Source organism: Roseateles sp., assembly GCF_044373315.1.
Taxonomy (GTDB): Bacteria; Pseudomonadota; Gammaproteobacteria; order Burkholderiales; family Burkholderiaceae_C; genus JACDQM01.
Map to the genome: position 1 here is coordinate 18,910 of NZ_JBILQK010000002.1, position 17,049 is coordinate 35,958.

Annotated in this window: 18 protein-coding genes; 7 read left to right on the top strand and 11 right to left on the bottom strand. The window is 65.2% G+C overall.

Going from position 1 to position 17,049, the window contains the following annotated elements; genetic code table 11:
- Positions 1 to 5: 5 nt before the first annotated feature.
- From ACIQ67_RS00790 to xseA, 4 genes are all read right to left on the bottom strand, one after another.
- The gene (locus tag ACIQ67_RS00790) at positions 6 to 1,412 is read right to left on the bottom strand and encodes a sensor histidine kinase N-terminal domain-containing protein (RefSeq protein ID WP_397532440.1); all 1,407 of its coding nucleotides are present in this window, start codon (positions 1,410 to 1,412) and stop codon (positions 6 to 8) included.
- Positions 1,402 to 2,103, bottom strand: a complete 702-nt coding sequence (locus tag ACIQ67_RS00795; protein WP_397532441.1) for a response regulator — start codon at positions 2,101 to 2,103, stop codon at positions 1,402 to 1,404. Before ACIQ67_RS00795 ends, ACIQ67_RS00790 begins: the two co-directional genes overlap by 11 nt.
- A 78-nt stretch (positions 2,104 to 2,181) precedes the next feature.
- Positions 2,182 to 2,763: a superoxide dismutase gene (locus ACIQ67_RS00800; protein ID WP_397532442.1), complete on the bottom strand. Its 582-nt coding sequence runs from the start codon at positions 2,761 to 2,763 to the stop codon at positions 2,182 to 2,184.
- A gap of 60 nt (positions 2,764 to 2,823) precedes the next feature.
- A complete protein-coding gene (xseA, locus tag ACIQ67_RS00805; RefSeq protein WP_397532443.1) occupies positions 2,824 to 4,167 on the bottom strand; it encodes an exodeoxyribonuclease VII large subunit in 1,344 nt (447 codons plus the stop codon).
- A gap of 314 nt (positions 4,168 to 4,481) precedes the next feature.
- Between xseA and ACIQ67_RS00810 the strand changes: the two genes are divergently transcribed.
- The 7 genes from ACIQ67_RS00810 to ACIQ67_RS00840 all read left to right on the top strand — a co-directional run bounded on the left by ACIQ67_RS00810 (position 4,482) and on the right by ACIQ67_RS00840 (position 9,255).
- Positions 4,482 to 5,162 carry a MotA/TolQ/ExbB proton channel family protein gene (locus ACIQ67_RS00810; RefSeq protein WP_397532444.1) on the top strand — a complete coding sequence of 227 codons (681 nt, stop codon included), beginning with the start codon at positions 4,482 to 4,484 and terminating at the stop codon, positions 5,160 to 5,162.
- Between the two features lie 4 nt (positions 5,163 to 5,166).
- On the top strand, positions 5,167 to 5,586 hold the full coding sequence (locus ACIQ67_RS00815) for an ExbD/TolR family protein (RefSeq protein WP_397532445.1): 420 nt from the start codon (positions 5,167 to 5,169) through the stop codon (positions 5,584 to 5,586).
- 1 nt (position 5,587) lies between these two features.
- Complete coding sequence (gene lpxK / locus ACIQ67_RS00820; protein WP_397532446.1) at positions 5,588 to 6,613, top strand: tetraacyldisaccharide 4'-kinase; 1,026 nt, start codon at positions 5,588 to 5,590, stop codon at positions 6,611 to 6,613.
- 30 nt (positions 6,614 to 6,643) lie between these two features.
- Complete coding sequence (locus ACIQ67_RS00825; protein ID WP_397532447.1) at positions 6,644 to 6,850, top strand: Trm112 family protein; 207 nt, start codon at positions 6,644 to 6,646, stop codon at positions 6,848 to 6,850.
- Positions 6,847 to 7,599: a 3-deoxy-manno-octulosonate cytidylyltransferase gene (gene kdsB / locus ACIQ67_RS00830; protein ID WP_397532448.1), complete on the top strand. Its 753-nt coding sequence runs from the start codon at positions 6,847 to 6,849 to the stop codon at positions 7,597 to 7,599. The genes ACIQ67_RS00825 and kdsB overlap by 4 nt, the downstream gene beginning before the upstream one ends.
- A 144-nt stretch (positions 7,600 to 7,743) precedes the next feature.
- Positions 7,744 to 8,397: an adenylate kinase gene (gene adk / locus ACIQ67_RS00835; protein WP_397532449.1), complete on the top strand. Its 654-nt coding sequence runs from the start codon at positions 7,744 to 7,746 to the stop codon at positions 8,395 to 8,397.
- 99 nt (positions 8,398 to 8,496) lie between these two features.
- Entirely contained in the window at positions 8,497 to 9,255 is a 759-nt protein-coding gene (locus ACIQ67_RS00840) for a 3-hydroxyacyl-CoA dehydrogenase (RefSeq protein WP_397532450.1), read from the top strand.
- Between the two features lie 83 nt (positions 9,256 to 9,338).
- Here the strand turns inward: ACIQ67_RS00840 and ACIQ67_RS00845 are convergent, their stop codons facing one another.
- The 7 genes from ACIQ67_RS00845 to ACIQ67_RS00875 all read right to left on the bottom strand — a co-directional run bounded on the left by ACIQ67_RS00845 (position 9,339) and on the right by ACIQ67_RS00875 (position 17,030).
- The gene (locus tag ACIQ67_RS00845; RefSeq protein ID WP_397532451.1) at positions 9,339 to 10,592 is read right to left on the bottom strand and encodes a hypothetical protein; all 1,254 of its coding nucleotides are present in this window, start codon (positions 10,590 to 10,592) and stop codon (positions 9,339 to 9,341) included.
- Positions 10,593 to 10,658: 66 nt separating this feature from the next.
- Positions 10,659 to 11,090: an ExbD/TolR family protein gene (locus ACIQ67_RS00850; protein WP_397532452.1), complete on the bottom strand. Its 432-nt coding sequence runs from the start codon at positions 11,088 to 11,090 to the stop codon at positions 10,659 to 10,661.
- A gap of 17 nt (positions 11,091 to 11,107) precedes the next feature.
- Positions 11,108 to 11,539, bottom strand: coding sequence for an ExbD/TolR family protein (locus tag ACIQ67_RS00855; RefSeq protein WP_397532453.1), 432 nt, complete (start codon positions 11,537 to 11,539; stop codon positions 11,108 to 11,110).
- Between the two features lie 24 nt (positions 11,540 to 11,563).
- Positions 11,564 to 12,388, bottom strand: a complete 825-nt coding sequence (locus tag ACIQ67_RS00860; protein ID WP_397532454.1) for a MotA/TolQ/ExbB proton channel family protein — start codon at positions 12,386 to 12,388, stop codon at positions 11,564 to 11,566.
- A gap of 118 nt (positions 12,389 to 12,506) precedes the next feature.
- Positions 12,507 to 13,154, bottom strand: a complete 648-nt coding sequence (locus ACIQ67_RS00865) for an ABC transporter substrate-binding protein (protein WP_397532455.1) — start codon at positions 13,152 to 13,154, stop codon at positions 12,507 to 12,509.
- Between the two features lie 581 nt (positions 13,155 to 13,735).
- Positions 13,736 to 15,571: a dipeptide ABC transporter ATP-binding protein gene (locus tag ACIQ67_RS00870; protein ID WP_397532456.1), complete on the bottom strand. Its 1,836-nt coding sequence runs from the start codon at positions 15,569 to 15,571 to the stop codon at positions 13,736 to 13,738.
- Between the two features lie 7 nt (positions 15,572 to 15,578).
- Positions 15,579 to 17,030, bottom strand: a complete 1,452-nt coding sequence (locus tag ACIQ67_RS00875) for an ABC transporter permease (RefSeq protein WP_397532457.1) — start codon at positions 17,028 to 17,030, stop codon at positions 15,579 to 15,581.
- Positions 17,031 to 17,049: the final 19 nt, after the last annotated feature.

Here is a 17,049-nt window from a genome sequence, read left to right on the forward strand (position 1 = left end):
AGACCTCAGGCTGGCAGCTGCCACACCAGCCGAAAGCCCGTCAACTCAGGCCGGGTCTGTGCGGTCCAACGCCCACCCAGCCGGGTGATGATCTCGTAGGCGATCGCCAACCCGAGCCCGGTGCCGCCGTCGCTGCGCGTGTCGGCGCGCTCACCGCGCCAGAATGGCTCCGCCAGACGCGACAGATCGGCTGCGGCGACGCCCGGCCCATCGTCCTCAATCTCGATGCGCGCGCCGCCCTGCTCATCACGCAAGCGCAGGCAGATGTGCGGGCCGCCGTAGCGCAAGGCATTGTCCAAGGCATTGCTGAGTGCCTCGCCCAGCCAGACCGAGTGGGCGAAGGCAATCACAGGCTCGTCCGGCATATCAAGCACCAGGCTGCGGCCCTTTCGGGCGGCCTGCAAGGCCAAAGGCTCGGCAGCTTCGCGCAGCAAGGGCCGCAAGTCCTGGTGAAAGGCCTCGGCTTCAAGTGCCACGCTGCCCTGCGAGCGCACCAGGCTCAGCAGCTGCCCGATGAGTCGCGCCATCCGATCACTTGACTTCAGCAAGGCAGACACCAGGGGCAGCAGCTGCGCCTCGCTGTCCCCACCGCGCTGACGGACCTCCAGCATGAGTTCCTGCGCCAGCACACGCAAGCCGGCCGCCGGCGTGCGCAGCTGATGGGCGGCATCCGCCACGAAGCGGCGCTGGCGGTCAATCGAGTCCTTCACCTCGAGCAGCAGGCTGTTGATGCGCTCGATCAGCGGTCGGGCCTCGGCTGGCACGCCGTCAGTAGGCAGCGGCCGCAGATCGCTGGGGGCGCGCCGGGCCACCTCACTGGCCACCTCGCGCAACGGTGCCAGACCGCGCCGCACCCCCCAGGCCAGCAAGGCAAAGGTCAGCAGCCCGAGCGCCAGCGTCGGCAAAGCCATTGCCATCAGCACATCGCGCACCAGGCGATCACGCTTGTTGCGCGTTTCAACCACAACAACCGACACCAGGCGATCCAGCATCGGAGACGTCAGCGAGAACATCGCACCGCGTACTGGCTTGCCGGCCATTTCGCCGTCAAACAGCACCGGGTGGGCAAAGCTGTTGTGTCGCAGATCCGGTCGCGGCAGGCCGGACTCGCCCGCCAGCACACGACCGCGCTCGTCGAGCAGGGCGAAGCTGTTGCGCTCGGTGCTGTCCCAGGTCAGCAACTCCAGGGTCTGTCGACTCATGTCCAGCAAGGGACCACGATCCGTCCAGATGATCTTGGCTGCCAGCGCACCGGCTTCGTCCTGAAGACTGCGGTCAAAGGCCGCGTTGGCGCTGGTGCGTGACAGCTCGTACGCCCCCAACGCTGCGCCTGTCATGCCCAGCAGCCAGATCCACAACAGCGGCGTCAGCAGCTGGCGGCGCAGGCTGCCGACACGCCGCCTAGGTTTCATGAGCGATGCCGTCGGCGGGCATGCCTTCGCAAGCCTCCAGCACATAGCCGAAGCCGCGCACGGTGCGAATCGCCACCCCCAGCGAGCAGAAGCGCTTGCGCAGGCGGTGCACATAGACCTCGACCGAGTTCTCGCTGAAGTCGGCCTCCCAGCTGGACAAGCGGGCGACGATGGCCTCCTTGCCGACGACGCGGCCAACGCGCTGCATCAGCATCTCGGTCAGCGCGAATTCTCGCGGGCTCAGGCGCACCGGCTCACCGCGGTGGCTCAGCTCGCGATGGTCCAGATCCATCAGCAGCTCGCCCACCTGCAAGGTCTCACTGACTCGCCCCTCCGCACGGCGCTTCAGCGCACGCAGACGCGCAATCAACTCGGAGAGGTCAAAGGGCTTGACGAGGTAGTCGTCAGCGCCGGCATTGAGTCCGGCGACGCGATCGCGCAGCTCATCCCGTGCCGTCAACAGCAGCACCGGCAGGCGCGCGCCGTTGCTGCGCCACAGCCGCAGCACGCTCATGCCGTCCATCCCCGGCAGGCCCAGGTCGAGCACGGCCAGATCGAACTGCTCGATCAGCCCTGGCGCGCAGGCTTGGCGCTCGTCGACCAGCAAGTCGACCTGCCAACCCTCGCGCTCCAGCGCACGGGCCACACCCAGGCTCAGGGCCGGATCATCTTCAACCAGCAGGATTCGCATGTGAGGCAATCACTCCGGAGCAGACACGAAAAAGGCCGGTCGAGACCGGCCCCTGATGCGGCAAGGCGCCGCGCTGCTTCAGGCGAAGTTGGCCTGAGCGAACTCCCAGTTCACCAGATGGGTCAGGAAGGCTTCGACGAACTTCGGACGCAGGTTGCGGTAGTCGATGTAGTAGGCGTGCTCCCACACGTCGACCGTCAGCAGCGCCTTGTCGGCGGTGGTCAGCGGCGTGCCGGCAGCACCCGTGTTGACGATGTCGACCGTACCGTCGGCTTTCTTCACCAGCCAGGTCCAGCCGGAACCGAAGTTGCCGACGGCGCTCTTGGTAAAGGCTTCCTTGAAGGCGTCAAAGCTGCCCCACTTAGCATTGATCGCGTCGGCCAGGGCACCGGTGGGCGCGCCGCCGCCGTTGGGCTTCATGCAGTTCCAGAAGAAGGTGTGGTTCCAGATCTGGGCTGCGTTGTTGTAGATGCCGCCGCTGCTCTTCTTGACGATGTCTTCCAGCGACATGGTCTCGAACTCGGTGCCCTTTTGCAGGTTGTTCAGGTTCACCACATAGGCGTTGTGGTGCTTGCCGTGGTGGAACTCCAGCGTCTCGGCGCTGTAGTGCGGTGCCAATGCGTCCTTGGCATAGGGCAGTGCGGGCAGGGTGTGTTCCATGTCAACTCCTCTTCAACGGGTTTTGGGGTAATGCATCACCGGCGGCGATTGTAGGGACCTTCAGGAAGCCCCTGACTGCGTGGCGAGTACCTGCAGCTGCGCGTCGCCATCGACCAGCACGGCATGAACCTGCGCACCCACGTCAAGCTGCGCCACCGAGGTCAGCGCGCGTCCGGATCCATCGTCGAGCCAGGCATAGCCACGCGCCAGCACGCGCCGCGGATCCAGCGCCTGCAGACGAGCCTGCAGCGCATCCAGGCGCCGGCCGTGCAGCTGCAAGCCGACACCCAGGGCGCGCTGACTGCGCTGTGCCAGCTGATCCAGCCGCAGGGGCTGCCGCTCCAGCAGCCGAGGCAAGGCCTGACCCTGGCGCTGCGCCAGCAGTTCCAGCAGCCGGCGCTGGCGGGTCAAGGCATCGCTGGGCCGTGCAAGCCGCAGTGCCGCGCGGTCCAGTCGCTGCGCCAGGTTGTCCAGCCTTTGATCCACGCGACGGCTCAATGCCGCAGCCAGCATGCGCAGTCGCTCGAGTTCGCCTGCCTGCGCTGGCGCCGCGAGCTCAGCTGCAGCCGTGGGCGTCGGGGCCCGCAGATCGGCGGCCAGGTCGCATAGCGTCACATCGGTCTCATGGCCCACGCCGCAGATCACCGGCAAGGCGGATTCAGCCACCGCGCGCACAACCCGCTCATCGTTGAAGGCCCACAAGTCTTCGAGCGAACCACCACCGCGGCACAGCAGCAGGGCATCGACTTCGGCACGGGCATTGGCCACACGCAGCGCCTGCACCAGCGCAGCTGGCGCCTGATCGCCCTGGACGAGGCTGGGGTAGACGATCAGCTGCACCTGTGGCGCGCGGCGCGCCAGCGCGGTGAGCACATCGTGCAAGGCCGCACCCGAGGTCGAGGTGATGACACCCAGGCGCTGCGGAAAAGCCGGTAGCGCCCGCTTGCGCGCGGCATCGAACAGGCCCTCGCCTTCCAGCTTGGCACGCAATCGCAGGAACTGCTCGTACAAGGCACCCGCGCCAGCGCGGCGCATCGACTCGACCACGAACTGCAACTCTCCGCGAGGCTCGTAGACAGCGAGCCGCCCACGCACCTCCACCAGCTGGCCATCGCCTGGCGCAAAGTCCAGCAGGCTCGCGGCCCGCCGGAACATGGCGCAGCGAAGAGTCGCCGCGCCCGTCTCGGCGTCCTTCAAGCTGAAATAGCAGTGCCCGCTGGCGGCTCGCATGAAGCTGCCCAACTCGCCCTGCACCGTGCAGCTGGAGAAGCGCGCCTGAAGGATATCGCCGACCGCCTTAAGCAGCCCCTCGACGCCCCAGACGAGTCGACTCGGCGCGGGTCTAAAGGGCTCAATCACGCGCAAACGCAGGCCTGGCGCGGCCTGAGAACTCCACAGCCGCATGGATACAGGGTTTGCGGCCCACCCAGGCCGTCACCGGACTGTCATGAGCACACAAGCTCTTGTTTTTCAAGTGTTTTTCCATGCTCAAAAATGCAGCAATCTGTCGAAGTGCTTGATTTTCCATGCCTGAGCGGCAAGCCATCGCAGCTTGCCCACAAAGTTATCCACAGCGAAAGTGGATTGTTTCCGATGCGTCTGGGAGCCCCGCCACGACATGCATCTGCGACATCAAAAGCAGCCACCAGTTCAGGCCATAATCGCGCGCAGCCCGCGCCCATCGGCCGGGTCTTGCCGCAGCCATTGGAGGGGAGCCCTTGTTTTCGATCATACAAGCCGCCGGCTGGCCGATCTGGCCGCTTCTGTTGTGCTCCGTCGTGGCCATGGCCCTGGTGTTCGAGCGCCTTGCCAGCCTGCGCGCCGCGAAGATCGCGCCACCCACCTTGCTCGACGAAGTGCTGAGCGTGACCAGTACCAACTTGCCGAGCGCTGACATCGTCAACAAGCTGGCCGACAACTCCGTGCTCGGCCAGCTGCTAGCCAGCGGCCTGCGGGCCGTGATCGCCGAGCCGCGCATCTCCGATGCCCGCCTGCGTCAAGCGTTCGAGATCGCCGGCCGCGCCGCCATCCATCAGCTGGAGCGTTACCTCAATACGCTGGGCACTATCGCCACCGCAGCTCCGCTGCTGGGCCTGCTGGGCACGGTCGTCGGCATGATCGAGATATTCGGCAGCCAGAGCCCCACCGGCAACAACCCCACCCAGCTGGCCCATGGCATATCGATCGCGCTGTACAACACCGCTTTCGGCCTGATCGTGGCGATTCCGTCGCTGATGTGCTATCGCTACTTCCGCGGCCGCGTCGAAGGCTACGTGCTCGAGCTGGAGCAGGCCAGTGAGCGCTTCATGAGCCATCTGAGCCGTTTCACCCAGTCCACGCCCGGCTCGGCGCCCGCTGCGGCTGCTACACCGATCGGCCAGACCTCACGTCGGGGTTGAGACGATGAAGTTCCGTCAGCACAAGGCCGAGGAGCCGGAGATCAATCTGATCGCTTTCATCGACGTGCTTCTGGTGGTGCTGATCTTCCTGATGCTGTCGACGACCTACTCGAGGTTCACCGAGTTGCAGGTCACCCTGCCCGTGGCGGATGCCGAGAACCTGAAGGAGAGGCCGCGGGAGATCGTGGTCGCCGTTTCGGCGGATGGTCGCTACACCATCAATCGCCAGCCGGTGGAGGGCCGCGCACCCGAACTGCTCGCGGCTGCGATGCGGACAGCGACCAACGGCGAAGCCGACACGATGGTGATCATCTCGGCCGACGCGTCGGCTGCGCATCAATCGGTGGTCAATGTGATGGACGCGGCCCGCCGTGCCGGTCTGCCACGCCTGACCTTCGCGGCGCAAAGCAAGACCAATCCCTGAGATGCGCAAGCCTGGCGGCCTGGAGGCTGCGTTGCAGTCGGCATGGCTGCACGGCGGCCTGCTGGCTCAGGCCTTGCGCCCGCTGGGCGCCCTCTTCGGGCTGATCAGCCAGCTGCGCGCCGCGCTGTACCGGCTTGGCTGGTGCAAGACTGCCACACTGCCTGTGCCCGTCATCGTGGTGGGCAATTGGATCGTCGGAGGTGCAGGCAAGACACCGACCACGCTGCACTTGCTGCAGCTGCTCCAAGCACAGGGCTATCGCGTCGGCGTCATCTCGCGCGGCTATGGCGGCAGCGCTGAAGGCTGTAGTCTGGTGAGCCGCGCCAGCACGGCCGCCGAGGTCGGTGACGAGCCGCTGCTGATTCATCTTCGCAGCGGCGCACCGGTCGCCGTCGGGCGCAACCGTGTTGCTGCCGCTGAAGCCCTGCTTAGCGCCTACCCTCAGACGGAACTGCTCATCAGCGACGACGGCCTCCAGCATTGGCGCCTGCCGCGCGCACTTAGCGTGCTGGTGTTCGACGAGCGCGGCATGGGCAATGGGCGCCTGCTGCCGGCCGGGCCTCTGCGTCAGAATCGCCGGCTCAGCGCCGAACCCCAGCTGGTGCTCTACAACGCGCCAGTGGCCAGCACGCCTCTGCCTGGTCACCTCGCAGATCGCCGACTGGCAGGGGCCGTCACGCTGGCAGACTGGTGGGCCGGTCGCCCTGCCCAAGCCGAGGCGTTGGCAGCGCTGCGCGGCAAGCCGGTGCTCGCGGCGGCAGGGCTGGCGCAGCCTGAGCGCTTTTTCTCCATGCTGCGCGAGCAGGGTCTCGCCATACAAACCCTGCCCCTGCCCGACCACCATGACTATGCCGACATGCCCTGGCCGGCCAACACGGCGACCGTGCTGATCACCGAGAAGGATGCGGTCAAGCTGCGCCCTGAGCGCATCGGCCACGTCCTGGTGTGGGTGGTGACGCTAGACTTTCTACCCGAAGAGAGCTTCGGCCTCGCCTTGTTGGCGCAGTTGCCAAGCCGCCCGGCCTGACACCGGCCCAACCCTGACTCAAGAATCATCATGGACAACCGATTGCTGGAAATGCTGGTCTGCCCACTCTGCAAGGGCCCGCTGGAACACCAGCGCAGCGAGCTGCATGGGCGTGAGCTGGTTTGCCATGCCGACAGACTGGCGTTTCCCGTGCGCGACGATATTCCGGTGATGCTGGAGAGCGAAGCCCGCTCTCTGGACACGGCGGTGGCCGAGGCCCAGCCGCTGCCGACATGAGCTACACCGTTCTGATCCCTGCACGGCTGGCCTCGACCCGCCTGCCCAACAAACCTCTGGCTGATCTCGAAGGCCTGCCGATGATCGTGCGCGTGGCGCAACGCGCGGCGCGTTCCGGTGCCAGTCAGGTGGTGGTGGCTAGTGATTCACCCGAGGTGCTGGCCGCCTGCACTGCCCATGGCGTGCAAGCCGTGCTGACCCGCGCCGACCATGTCTCGGGCAGTGATCGCCTCGCCGAAGCCTGCGAACAGCTCGGCCTCGACGGCCAGGACATGGTGGTCAATGTGCAAGGTGACGAGCCCCTGATCGCGCCGGCCATGATCGATGCCTGTGCAGCGCAGCTGAGCGCGCGCCCCGATTGCGTCATGAGTACCGTCGCCCACGCTCTCGCCGATGCGGCCGAGTTCGCCAACCCGAACGTGGTCAAGCTGGTCACCGATGCACGCGGAACGGCGCTCTACTTTTCACGCGCCCCCATCCCGTGGTGGCGCGACGCCGGGAGCGCGACGCCGCAACCGGGCAGCGCATTGCGCCATGTCGGGCTGTACGCCTACCACGCCGGCTTCTTGCGCCGCTTCCCGAGCCTGCAGGCCAGCCCGCTCGAGCAGATCGAGTCGCTGGAGCAGCTGCGTGTGTTGTGGCACGGCGAGCGCATAGCGGTGCACATCAGCGACGAGCGTCCCGGCCCTGGCGTCGACACTCCGGAAGACTTGGAACGCGTGCGGACCCTGCTGCGCAACGGCGCCTGAGGGCTCTGGCGCGGCGCTTTCGGGGCTGCAGCGCAGCCGGTCCGCGTCAGCTGTGCGCCAGCCTTGCCATGCTATCCTCGCCCGCAGTTTGCGAGGGCGACATCATGGACGTCCTGCCCAGCTGTTTAGAACTGAGGAGACCTCGTGCGATTGATTCTTCTGGGCGCCCCTGGCGCCGGCAAAGGCACCCAAGCCGCCTACATCTGCCAGAAATTCGGTATCCCGCAAATCTCGACCGGCGACATGCTGCGCGCAGCGGTCAAGGCCGGCACACCGCTGGGCCTGCAAGCTGACGCCGTGATGAAGTCCGGCGGCCTGGTGAGCGACGACCTGATCATCAGCCTTGTCAAGGAACGCATCGCACAGCCGGACTGCGCCAACGGCTTTCTGTTCGATGGTTTCCCGCGCACCATCCCGCAAGCGGATGCGATGAAGGCCGCCGGCGTCAAGCTGGACTTCGTGCTGGAGATCGACGTGCCTTTCGATGCCATCATCGAACGCATGAGTGGCCGTCGCTCGCACCCCGCATCCGGCCGCACATACCACGTCAAGTTCAACCCGCCCAAGGTCGAAGGCAAGGATGACGCCACCGGCGAAGACCTGATCCAGCGCGACGACGACAAAGAAGAAACCGTCAAGAAGCGCCTGGAGGTCTATTCGGCCCAGACGCGTCCGCTGGTGGACTACTACTCAAGCTGGGCTGCCAGCGGTGACACACAGGCGCCGCAGTACCGTCGCATCGCTGGCATTGGCAGCGTCGATGAAATCACCGCACGCGCCCTCGCCGCCTTGAGCTGAAGCCGCAAGCGCTGAAGAACCGGGCCGCTGTTCAGCGGCCTTCTTTTTGCTCGACAATTTACGTTTACGTCAACGTCACCAACACAGGAGAGACAAGCCATGGACATCGCAGGTAAGGTATTCATCGTCACCGGCGGGGCATCGGGGCTAGGCGAAGGCACGGCACGCATGCTGGCCCGTGAAGGCGCGACTGTCGTCATCGCCGACCTGCAGGCCGAGCGCGGCGAAGCGCTGGCTAATGAACTGGGTGGCGCCTTCGTCAAGGCCGATGTCAGCCAGGAAGCCGATGGCCAGGCGGTCGTCGCGAAGGCCGTCTCGCTGGGTAAGTTGATGGGCCTGGTCAACTGCGCTGGCATTGCCCCTGCGGTCAAGACCGTGGGCAAGGATGGCGCTCATCCTCTGGCCAGCTTCGCCAAGGTCATCAACGTGAATCTGATCGGCAGCTTCAACATGATCCGACTGGCGGCCGAAGCCATGAGCAAGAACGCGCCTGAGTCCACTGGCGAGCGCGGCGTGCTGATCTCGACCGCCTCGGTCGCAGCTTTCGACGGCCAGATCGGCCAGGCTGCCTACGCCGCCTCGAAGGGGGGGGTGGTGGGCATGACCTTGCCGATCGCACGCGACCTGGCCCGCAACGGCATCCGCAACATGACGATCGCCCCCGGCATCTTCGGCACACCGATGCTGTTCGGCATGCCGCAAGAGGTGCAGGACGCCCTGGCTGCTAGCGTGCCCTTCCCTTCCCGCCTGGGCAAGCCTGAAGACTACGCCAAGCTGGTGCACCAGATCGTCACCAACGACATGCTCAACGGTGAAGTGATCCGGCTGGACGGCGCGATCCGCCTGGCGCCGAAGTGATCAAGGTGCCAGCAAGCCCGCCATGAAAAACGGCCTCCCTAGGGAGGCCGAATTCTTGTCTGCGCCGCTGCTGCGGCACATGCTTACTTCTTGACGCTGCGCGAGTGGATGCTCCACAGACGCGCCAGTTCGCCCGAGCCGTCGGCGCCCCTGGCAAGGCGCCAGGTAGCCTGAGCCCTGGCGGTGTCGCCGGTGTTGAACTGAGCCAGCCCGAGGTAGAGCTGCGCATCATCCGCGCGCTTCAGGTTGCCCTTGGCGATGCCGGCCTGGATCAGCTTGACGCCCTCGGCACCTTCGCCGCGGAAGGTCTTGGCCAAGCCCAGCTTGACCAGATCGTCGCCCGCCTTCGAATCATTGGCAGCCTTCAATGCGCCAGGCTCTGCCGCCTTGGCTTCACCGATCTTCTTGACCATCAGGTCAAGCAGGCGCTTGTGGCGCGCGCCCTCGGCACCCTGGCCCAGCACATTGGCAGCCATGCCCTTCTCAACGACCTGCTTGCCCTCTTCGGGAAAACCAGCCTGAGCGGCCAACTGCGCCATCTCCATGTAGTCGTCGGCACCGCGCATATTGCCGGTGACCAGCTTCAGGCGATAGACATCAAGGCCGAAGCGCGGCGCGAAGCCCTTGCGTTGTGGCAAGCCGCCCAGGATCTGCGCCCACAGCTCCTTGCGCGGGTAGTAGTTCAGCAGCTTCTCGGTTGCCAGCGACTCAGCGGCAGCATCACCCTTCTTGCTGGCCGCGTAGAGCAGCAGGTTCAGCTTGTCCTGGCTGGGTGCCTTGCCGGCTTTCTCTTCAGCCTGCACCTCGGCCAGCGTGTCCTTCAGGACTGCACCCATATCACCCGAGCGCAACTGCGCCTGAGTCTGCACGGTCTTCATCGTGGGGCTGTTGCCGCCCGCAGCGAAATACTTGTTGGACCATTCCAGCGCCTTGGCACCGTTGCCTGCGCGAAGATAGGTGCCTGCGATGGCTTCCATGTATTGAAGCTGCTGCGCCCCGGCCAGCCTGCCGGCAGCCTTGAGGGCTTCAAATGCCTTGGCCATCGAGTCCGCATCGCTGACGCCCATCGCCGCCGAGAAGCGTGTGCCTTCAATCGCGTTGTTTTCAGCGGCGGTGCGGTTGGCCACGCCTTCGGCCTCACGGACCTTGGCCAGAGCTTCCCTGTGTTTGCCGGCCTTGATCAAGGCGCCGGCATCCTTCAGGTGCTTGCCGACTTCGGCACGCACGGCATCAGCCTGCGCCTGGGCTTGCACGAAGCCCAGACCGCCCTGGGGCAAAGGGCCAACAAGCAGCGCAGCAGCGCCCAAGGTGGCGGAAGCGAGGATATTGCGTTTCATACGTGTCTCTCCTACGAAAAAAACGCGCCCCCTTGCGGGAAGCGCGTTCGTGCAATCAGTCGTGCATCAATTGATGAACTGCTCGTTGCCTATCATGCCCATCTTCTTGACACCCAGGCGCTGCGCCGCAGCCATCACCGCCGCCACATTGCCGTACTCCACAAGCTTGTTCGGCTTGATATGCACTTCGCTCTGGTCGGGCTCGGCTGCCACTTCAGCCAGCTTGGCTTCCACCGCCTGGTGATTGGCCAGCGGCGTGCCGTCCCAGAACACCGTGCCGTCGAAGTCGATGAAGACTTCGTGCACCACAGGCTCCTTGGTCGGTGGCGGCGGGTTGCCGGCCGGCAGGTCCAGGTTCACCGAGTGAAGCTGGATCGGGATCGTGATGATCAGCATCACCAGCAGCACCAGCATCACGTCGATCAGCGGCGTCGTGTTGACGTCCATCAACACTTCCGGCTCGCCGCTGCCCGAGGAGCTTCCAACGTTCATTCCCATGCTCTTCTCCTTGGGCTTCAGCCGCCGCGTGCCGGCGGCTCGGTGACAAAGCGCACCCGCATCATGCCGGCGCGCTGGCAGGCCACCATCACACGGCCCACTGATTCATAGCGTGCCTTGTCATCGCCGCGGATATGCACCTCAGGCTGCGGTTCCTTGACCGCTTCCTTCTTCAACCGGGCCACCAGCGCTTCGGTATCCGCCAGGGGCAGCGAGCCCCAGTAGACGTCGCCGTCCTTGGTCACCGACAGTTCGATGTTCTCCGGCTTGGTGACGCGCACGACGTTGGTTTCCTTGGGCAAGGACACCGCCACCGACTGCGTCACCACCGGCACGGTGATGAGAAAGATGATCAAGAGCACCAGCATCACGTCCACCAGGGGCGTCGTGTTGATGGTCGAGACCACCTCGTCTTCATCGCCGGATGACGATCCGACGTTCATTCCCATGATCTGACTCCGGGATGGAAGTGATCAGCGCTTGACAGCGCGGTTGCCCATCAGCACGCCGTGCAGATCGGCAGCGAAGGCGCGCACTTGACCCATCACGGCCTTGTTGCGGTTGACCAGCCAGTTGTAGCCCAGCACGGCCGGCACAGCCACAGCCAGACCGATGGCGGTCATGATCAGCGCAGCGCCCACAGGGCCGGCCACCTTGTCGATCGAAGCTTGGCCGGCCACACCGATGGCGGTCAGCGCTTGCAGAATGCCCCACACCGTGCCGAACAGGCCGATGAACGGCGAGGTCGAACCCACGGTAGCCAGGAAGCCCAGGCCCGACTGCAGGCGGCCGTTGACTTCACCGACAGCGCGCTCGACGTTCATCGTGACCCAGGTGTTGTGGTCGATGTTCTCGGTGAGCGCGCCTTCGTGGTGCTCGGAAGCCTCGATCGCGGTCTGGGCGATGTAGCGGAAAGCACCGTTCTCGCTCAGGCTCTTCAAGCCTTCAGCCAGGCTGGCCTTCTTGAAGAAGCTGACGCGGACTTCCTTTGCTTCCTTGCTCAGCTTGTGGGTGTCCCACAGGCGCACGATCAGGATGTACCAGGAACCCATGGACATCAGGACCAGCAGCACCAGAACGCCTTGGTCCACAGCATGGCCGTGGGTCACCAGGGCCTTCAGGCCATAGGGGTTGTCGACAGGCTTGGCAGGCGCCTCGCCAGCGGCTGGAGCCGTCGTGGCAGCAACCGGGGCAGCCGAGGCCGCGTCAGCAGCCTGGGCCGAAGCATTGATCGGGGAGACGGCCAGCGTCGCGGCCATGGCGATAGCGGCGAACAAGCCAGCGATACGAGAGATCATGGAGGTGACTCCTACTAAGAGAAAGAGATCGAGAGGTCGAAACTCAGGTTTGGAAGCTTCGATCGATGGCTCATGGCCCTCGACCGGTGAATGAAAACGTTAGGATGTCTGGGGCGCCTTATTCGATGCGGAAGACGAACTCCTGCTCGAAGACGTGGTCACCCGGGCACTCATAGGTGCTCGCCAAGGTGTCCGAAATTGCGGCGATCAGAGCACGCTGCGCACGGCGGTCGACGCCACCGCGCATCGGCGTGACTTCAACCGAGACAACACGGCCAGCCTTGACCGTGGCCAGGGCCTTGTACATGGCCTCACCACTCCAGTTGACGGCCGGCAGTTCAGGCTTGCCCATCTTCGTGCAGACCATGCCAGCTTTCACCGGACCAGCCGGACGCGGCGCAGGAGCCGGAGCAGGCGGTGCCGCAGGCGGGGTCGGCGCAACTTCACGCACCGGAGGCGGTGTGTTGCTGACAGGTGCCTGGATGGCGTTGGGCGGCGGCGGCGCAGCGACCTGAACTTCAGGCGGCGGCACGAAAGGCGGCGGCGGCGCCTTCATATCAGGCGGCGGCGGCACGACCTTCTCGGGCGGTGGCGGCGGCTTGACCTTCTCTTCGACCACCTTGACGTCGATCGGACCCTTGACGGCCTCGACGACCTTGTGCGCGAGGCCGCTGGCCAGTGCCCAGATGATCAGAATGTGAATCAGCACGACGACCACGAAGCCGGTCACCCGCGATGAGCTTTGGTTCTCCTGCGCAAAGTTCATGCGCGCTCCTTCGTAAGACTGCGAAATACTTTCATCGATAGACGCGGAGAGTCTGGCTCCATGCAGGTCAGGTATCGAACCGAATCAGCAAACACCTAGGATCCGTCCCACCCCACCGCGCACAACGCCGCAATGAGAGGGATGAGGGGCGAAAGCCCCAAGGAACCCGGCACCTGTCCGACTCCGCTCTTGCCTGCAGCCAGCAGGATGAACTTTTCGACTCATGACCCTGGGCACTCTGGTAACCCACACTCAACAAAAATGCCCGCCGGCTTGTGGCCTGCGGGCGATCCTCAGGTAAACACAGCCTGTAATTCCGTTACAGAACACAGGCCCTCCAACGAGCGGCACATCATAAACGATGAAGAAGCTTGACCTTGCATGGTGCTTTCCCCACCCTTACATGGGTGTTCGCAACCGTTTTCAGCCCAGTTACACAGTGGTTTCACCGCAACGCCCACAGGGTTCAAGGCCGACCTGGGAAAAACACCGGGCTGCGGCTGTAACGCAACAGTACCGACCGCCTGACGCCACGGCTCCGCGCCCCAAAAGATGTCTCCCAGGAGGTTCTCAAGGCCTGCTCAACGCTGCAACCTCGGCACGGCCGCGAGCAGCGCGCGGGTGTACTCCTGCTGCGGCGCGCCAAGCACCGTCTGCGCCGGCCCCGCTTCAACAATGCGGCCGGTCTGCATCACTGCGACTTCGTCTGCGATGTACTCGACAACACCGATGTTGTGCGTGATGAAAAGGTACGCCAGCCCCTGCTCGCGCTGAAGCTCGCGCAACAGGTTAAGGATCTGCGCCTGGACGGATACATCGAGGGCAGAGGTCGGCTCATCACAAACAATCAGCCGAGGCTCCACCGCCAGCGCACGGGCAATCGCGATGCGCTGGCGCTGGCCACCCGAGAACTCGTGCGGGAATCGCTCCAGTGCATCGCGCCTCAGCCCGACCTTGTCGACCAGCGCTTCGAGGGTACGACGGCGCGCAGCGGAGTCCAGTTCGGGGCGCAGAGCCAGCACGCCCTCCTCCAGCAGCTCAAAGACCCGCATGCGGGGGTTCAGCGAGGCAAAGGGATCCTGGAAGATGATCTGCACCTGACGGCGCGCATTGCGCAGCGCGTCGCCGTCCAGCTTGAACAGGTCCTGGCCCTCCAGCAAGGCCTGACCCTCGATCGTGGCCTGACGGCGAAGCAACTGCACGATGGCCTTGCCCGAGGTGGTCTTGCCACAACCCGACTCCCCGACAAGGGCCAGCGTGCGTCCAGCGGCAATGCTGTAGGACACCCCGTCCACCGCATTGAAGTAGCGTGTCCCGCCGCCGCCAAACAGCGGCTTCTTCAGCGCGAAGCGCACCCGCAGATCCTTGACCTCCAGCAGCGGCCGCTCGCTTGCAGGCGGTGCCGTCCGTTCAGCAGCCTCAACCGGCAATGCAGGCACAGGCACCGCCAGTGCCTCCTCCGGGTGGGTGTACAGCCGGCAGCGCACCGAATGCGTCGCACCGAGCGCCTGCAGCTCGGGCACATTGCCGTGACAGGCAGGCATCACCCGGTCACAGCGCGGCGCGAAGCGGCAGCCCTCGAACTCCAGCCAGAGCGGCGGCACCGTGCCAGCAATCGCAGCCAGGGCTTGGCCACGCTTGGCCGAGTCCGGCAGCGCCTGCAGCAGCAGACGCGCATAGGGATGCTTGGGAGATGCGAAAAACTCCGCGGCCGGTGCCACCTCGATCACCTGCCCCGCATACATCAGCGCCACCCGGTGCGCCATGCCTGACACCACGGCCAGATCGTGCGTGATCAGCAGCACGCCGAGCTGGCGCTCGCGCTGCAGATCCTTGAGCAGATCGAGGATCTGCGCCTGGATCGTCACGTCCAGCGCTGTGGTGGGCTCGTCGGCGATCAGGTAGTCAGGCTCGGCCGCCAGCGTCATCGCGATCATCACGCGCTGCTTCTGGCCGCCCGAGAGGCGGAACGGGTACTCGTCGATACGCCGCTCAGGCTCCGGAATACCGACACGCCGCAGCCAGTCGATCGCCTTGGCGCGCGCCGCCGCGCCGCGCAAGTCGGTGTGCGTCTCGATCGCCTCGACGATCTGGTCGCCCACCCGCATCACCGGGTTCAAGCTGGTCGAGGGCTCCTGGAAGATCATGCCGATGCGGCCACCGCGCACGCGGCGCATCTGCGCCTCAGGCAGGCCGAACACATCCTCATCGTCCAGATCCAGGCGCCCGGCGGTAATGCGGCCGTTGTCGGGCAACAGGCGCATCAGGGCCAGGGCCGTCATGCTCTTGCCGCAGCCGGATTCACCCACCAACGCAAAAGTCTCGCCGCGCTCGATGCTCAGACGCATTCCATCGATCGCGCGCACCAGGCCCGCATCGGCGTCCAGCGCCACCTTCAGGTCTTCAATCTTCAGCATGGCTCACTCACGCCTTTGTCTTCTTCAGCAGCGACAACACGCGCGGGCGCAGGCTGCGGGCCCGAGGGTCGAAGGCGTCGCGCACGCCATCCGCGAACAGATTGGCCGCCAGCACCAGGGTCACCATGAAACCGAAAGCAGCCGCGAAGCTCCACCACACGACCGGGTCGCGTGACATCTCCGAGCGGGCCAGGTTGATCATGCCGCCGAAGCTGTTCATCGACGGGTCCACACCCACGCCCACATAGGTCAGCACGGCTTCGTACAGGATTAGCTCCGAGAAGCTCAGCACCACGGTGATCAGCACCAGATGCATCACATTGGGCACGATGTGGCGCGCCATGATGCGCGCATCGCTGACGCCGAAGGCGGTGGCCGCCTGCACATAGTCCAGCTCGCGCAGCTTGAGCGTCTCGCCGCGCACCAGCCGGCACAGCCCGGCCCAGCCGGTCAGGCCCAGGATCACGCAGAGCAGGAACATCTTCAGGTCCGAGCGCTCGACGCCGGTCTCGAACAGCTCCGGGTTCTTGTCCAGGAAGACCTGCACCATCAGCACGCAGGCGGCGATCAGCAGCACGTTCGGCACCGAGCTGAGCGTGGTGTAGATGTACTGGATGACTTCATCCACCCAGCCCTTGAAGTAGCCCGCCAGGATTCCCAGCACCAGGGCCAGCGGCAGCGTGGCCAGCGTGGAGATGGCGCCGATCACGAAGGCGGTGCGCACGCTCTTGAGCGCCTGGTACAGCACATCATTGCCGGTGCGGTCGGTGCCGAACACATGGTAGTGGCCCATCAGCGCGATGACCGGCCCACACAGCAACGCGCTGACCCCAATCGTCAGCAGCAGTGCACGCAGCGGATAGTGCGTGCGGTCGGCCAGCAGATCGCGCCAGGCCCGGCCCAGGCCGCCATGGCCCCGTGACAGCCCTGCGGCCATCAGCAGCGCCGCCAGCAGTGTTACCACCACAGCGCCGGCCACACCCACGAAGGCGCGACGAGTGACATCCACCGCCCATTCCTGCTCGGGCTGCTGCAGATGCGCGCCACCATGTTGCAGACGAGGAAAGTCGCGCGTCAGGGCGCCGTCGACCTCGATGCTCTCTTTGTTCAAGCCTAGATAGCTCAGCGGGCGCGAGTAGGTGGTCTCGCGCATCGCCACCTGACGCGCCAGCACCAGGTCCAGCACGGACTCCGTGCGCGTGTCATAGAACTGAGCCCCGGCTGGCATACCCTCGGACGTCGGCAATGCACGGCGGAAGTGCACACTGTCCAGCGCCGTCACCAGCAGGAACAGCATCAGCACGAAGCCGGCTGACAGCGCCGCCGGATCACGCAGGACCTTGACCCAGTTGGCGCGCAGCGTCGGCTGTGCGCGCACCCGCAGCACATAGACCAGCAAGGCCGCGAACAGCGCCCACAGCGCCACGTCGGTCCACAACAGAACGAGCTTGAATCCCATGTCTTGTTCTTCCTATGTC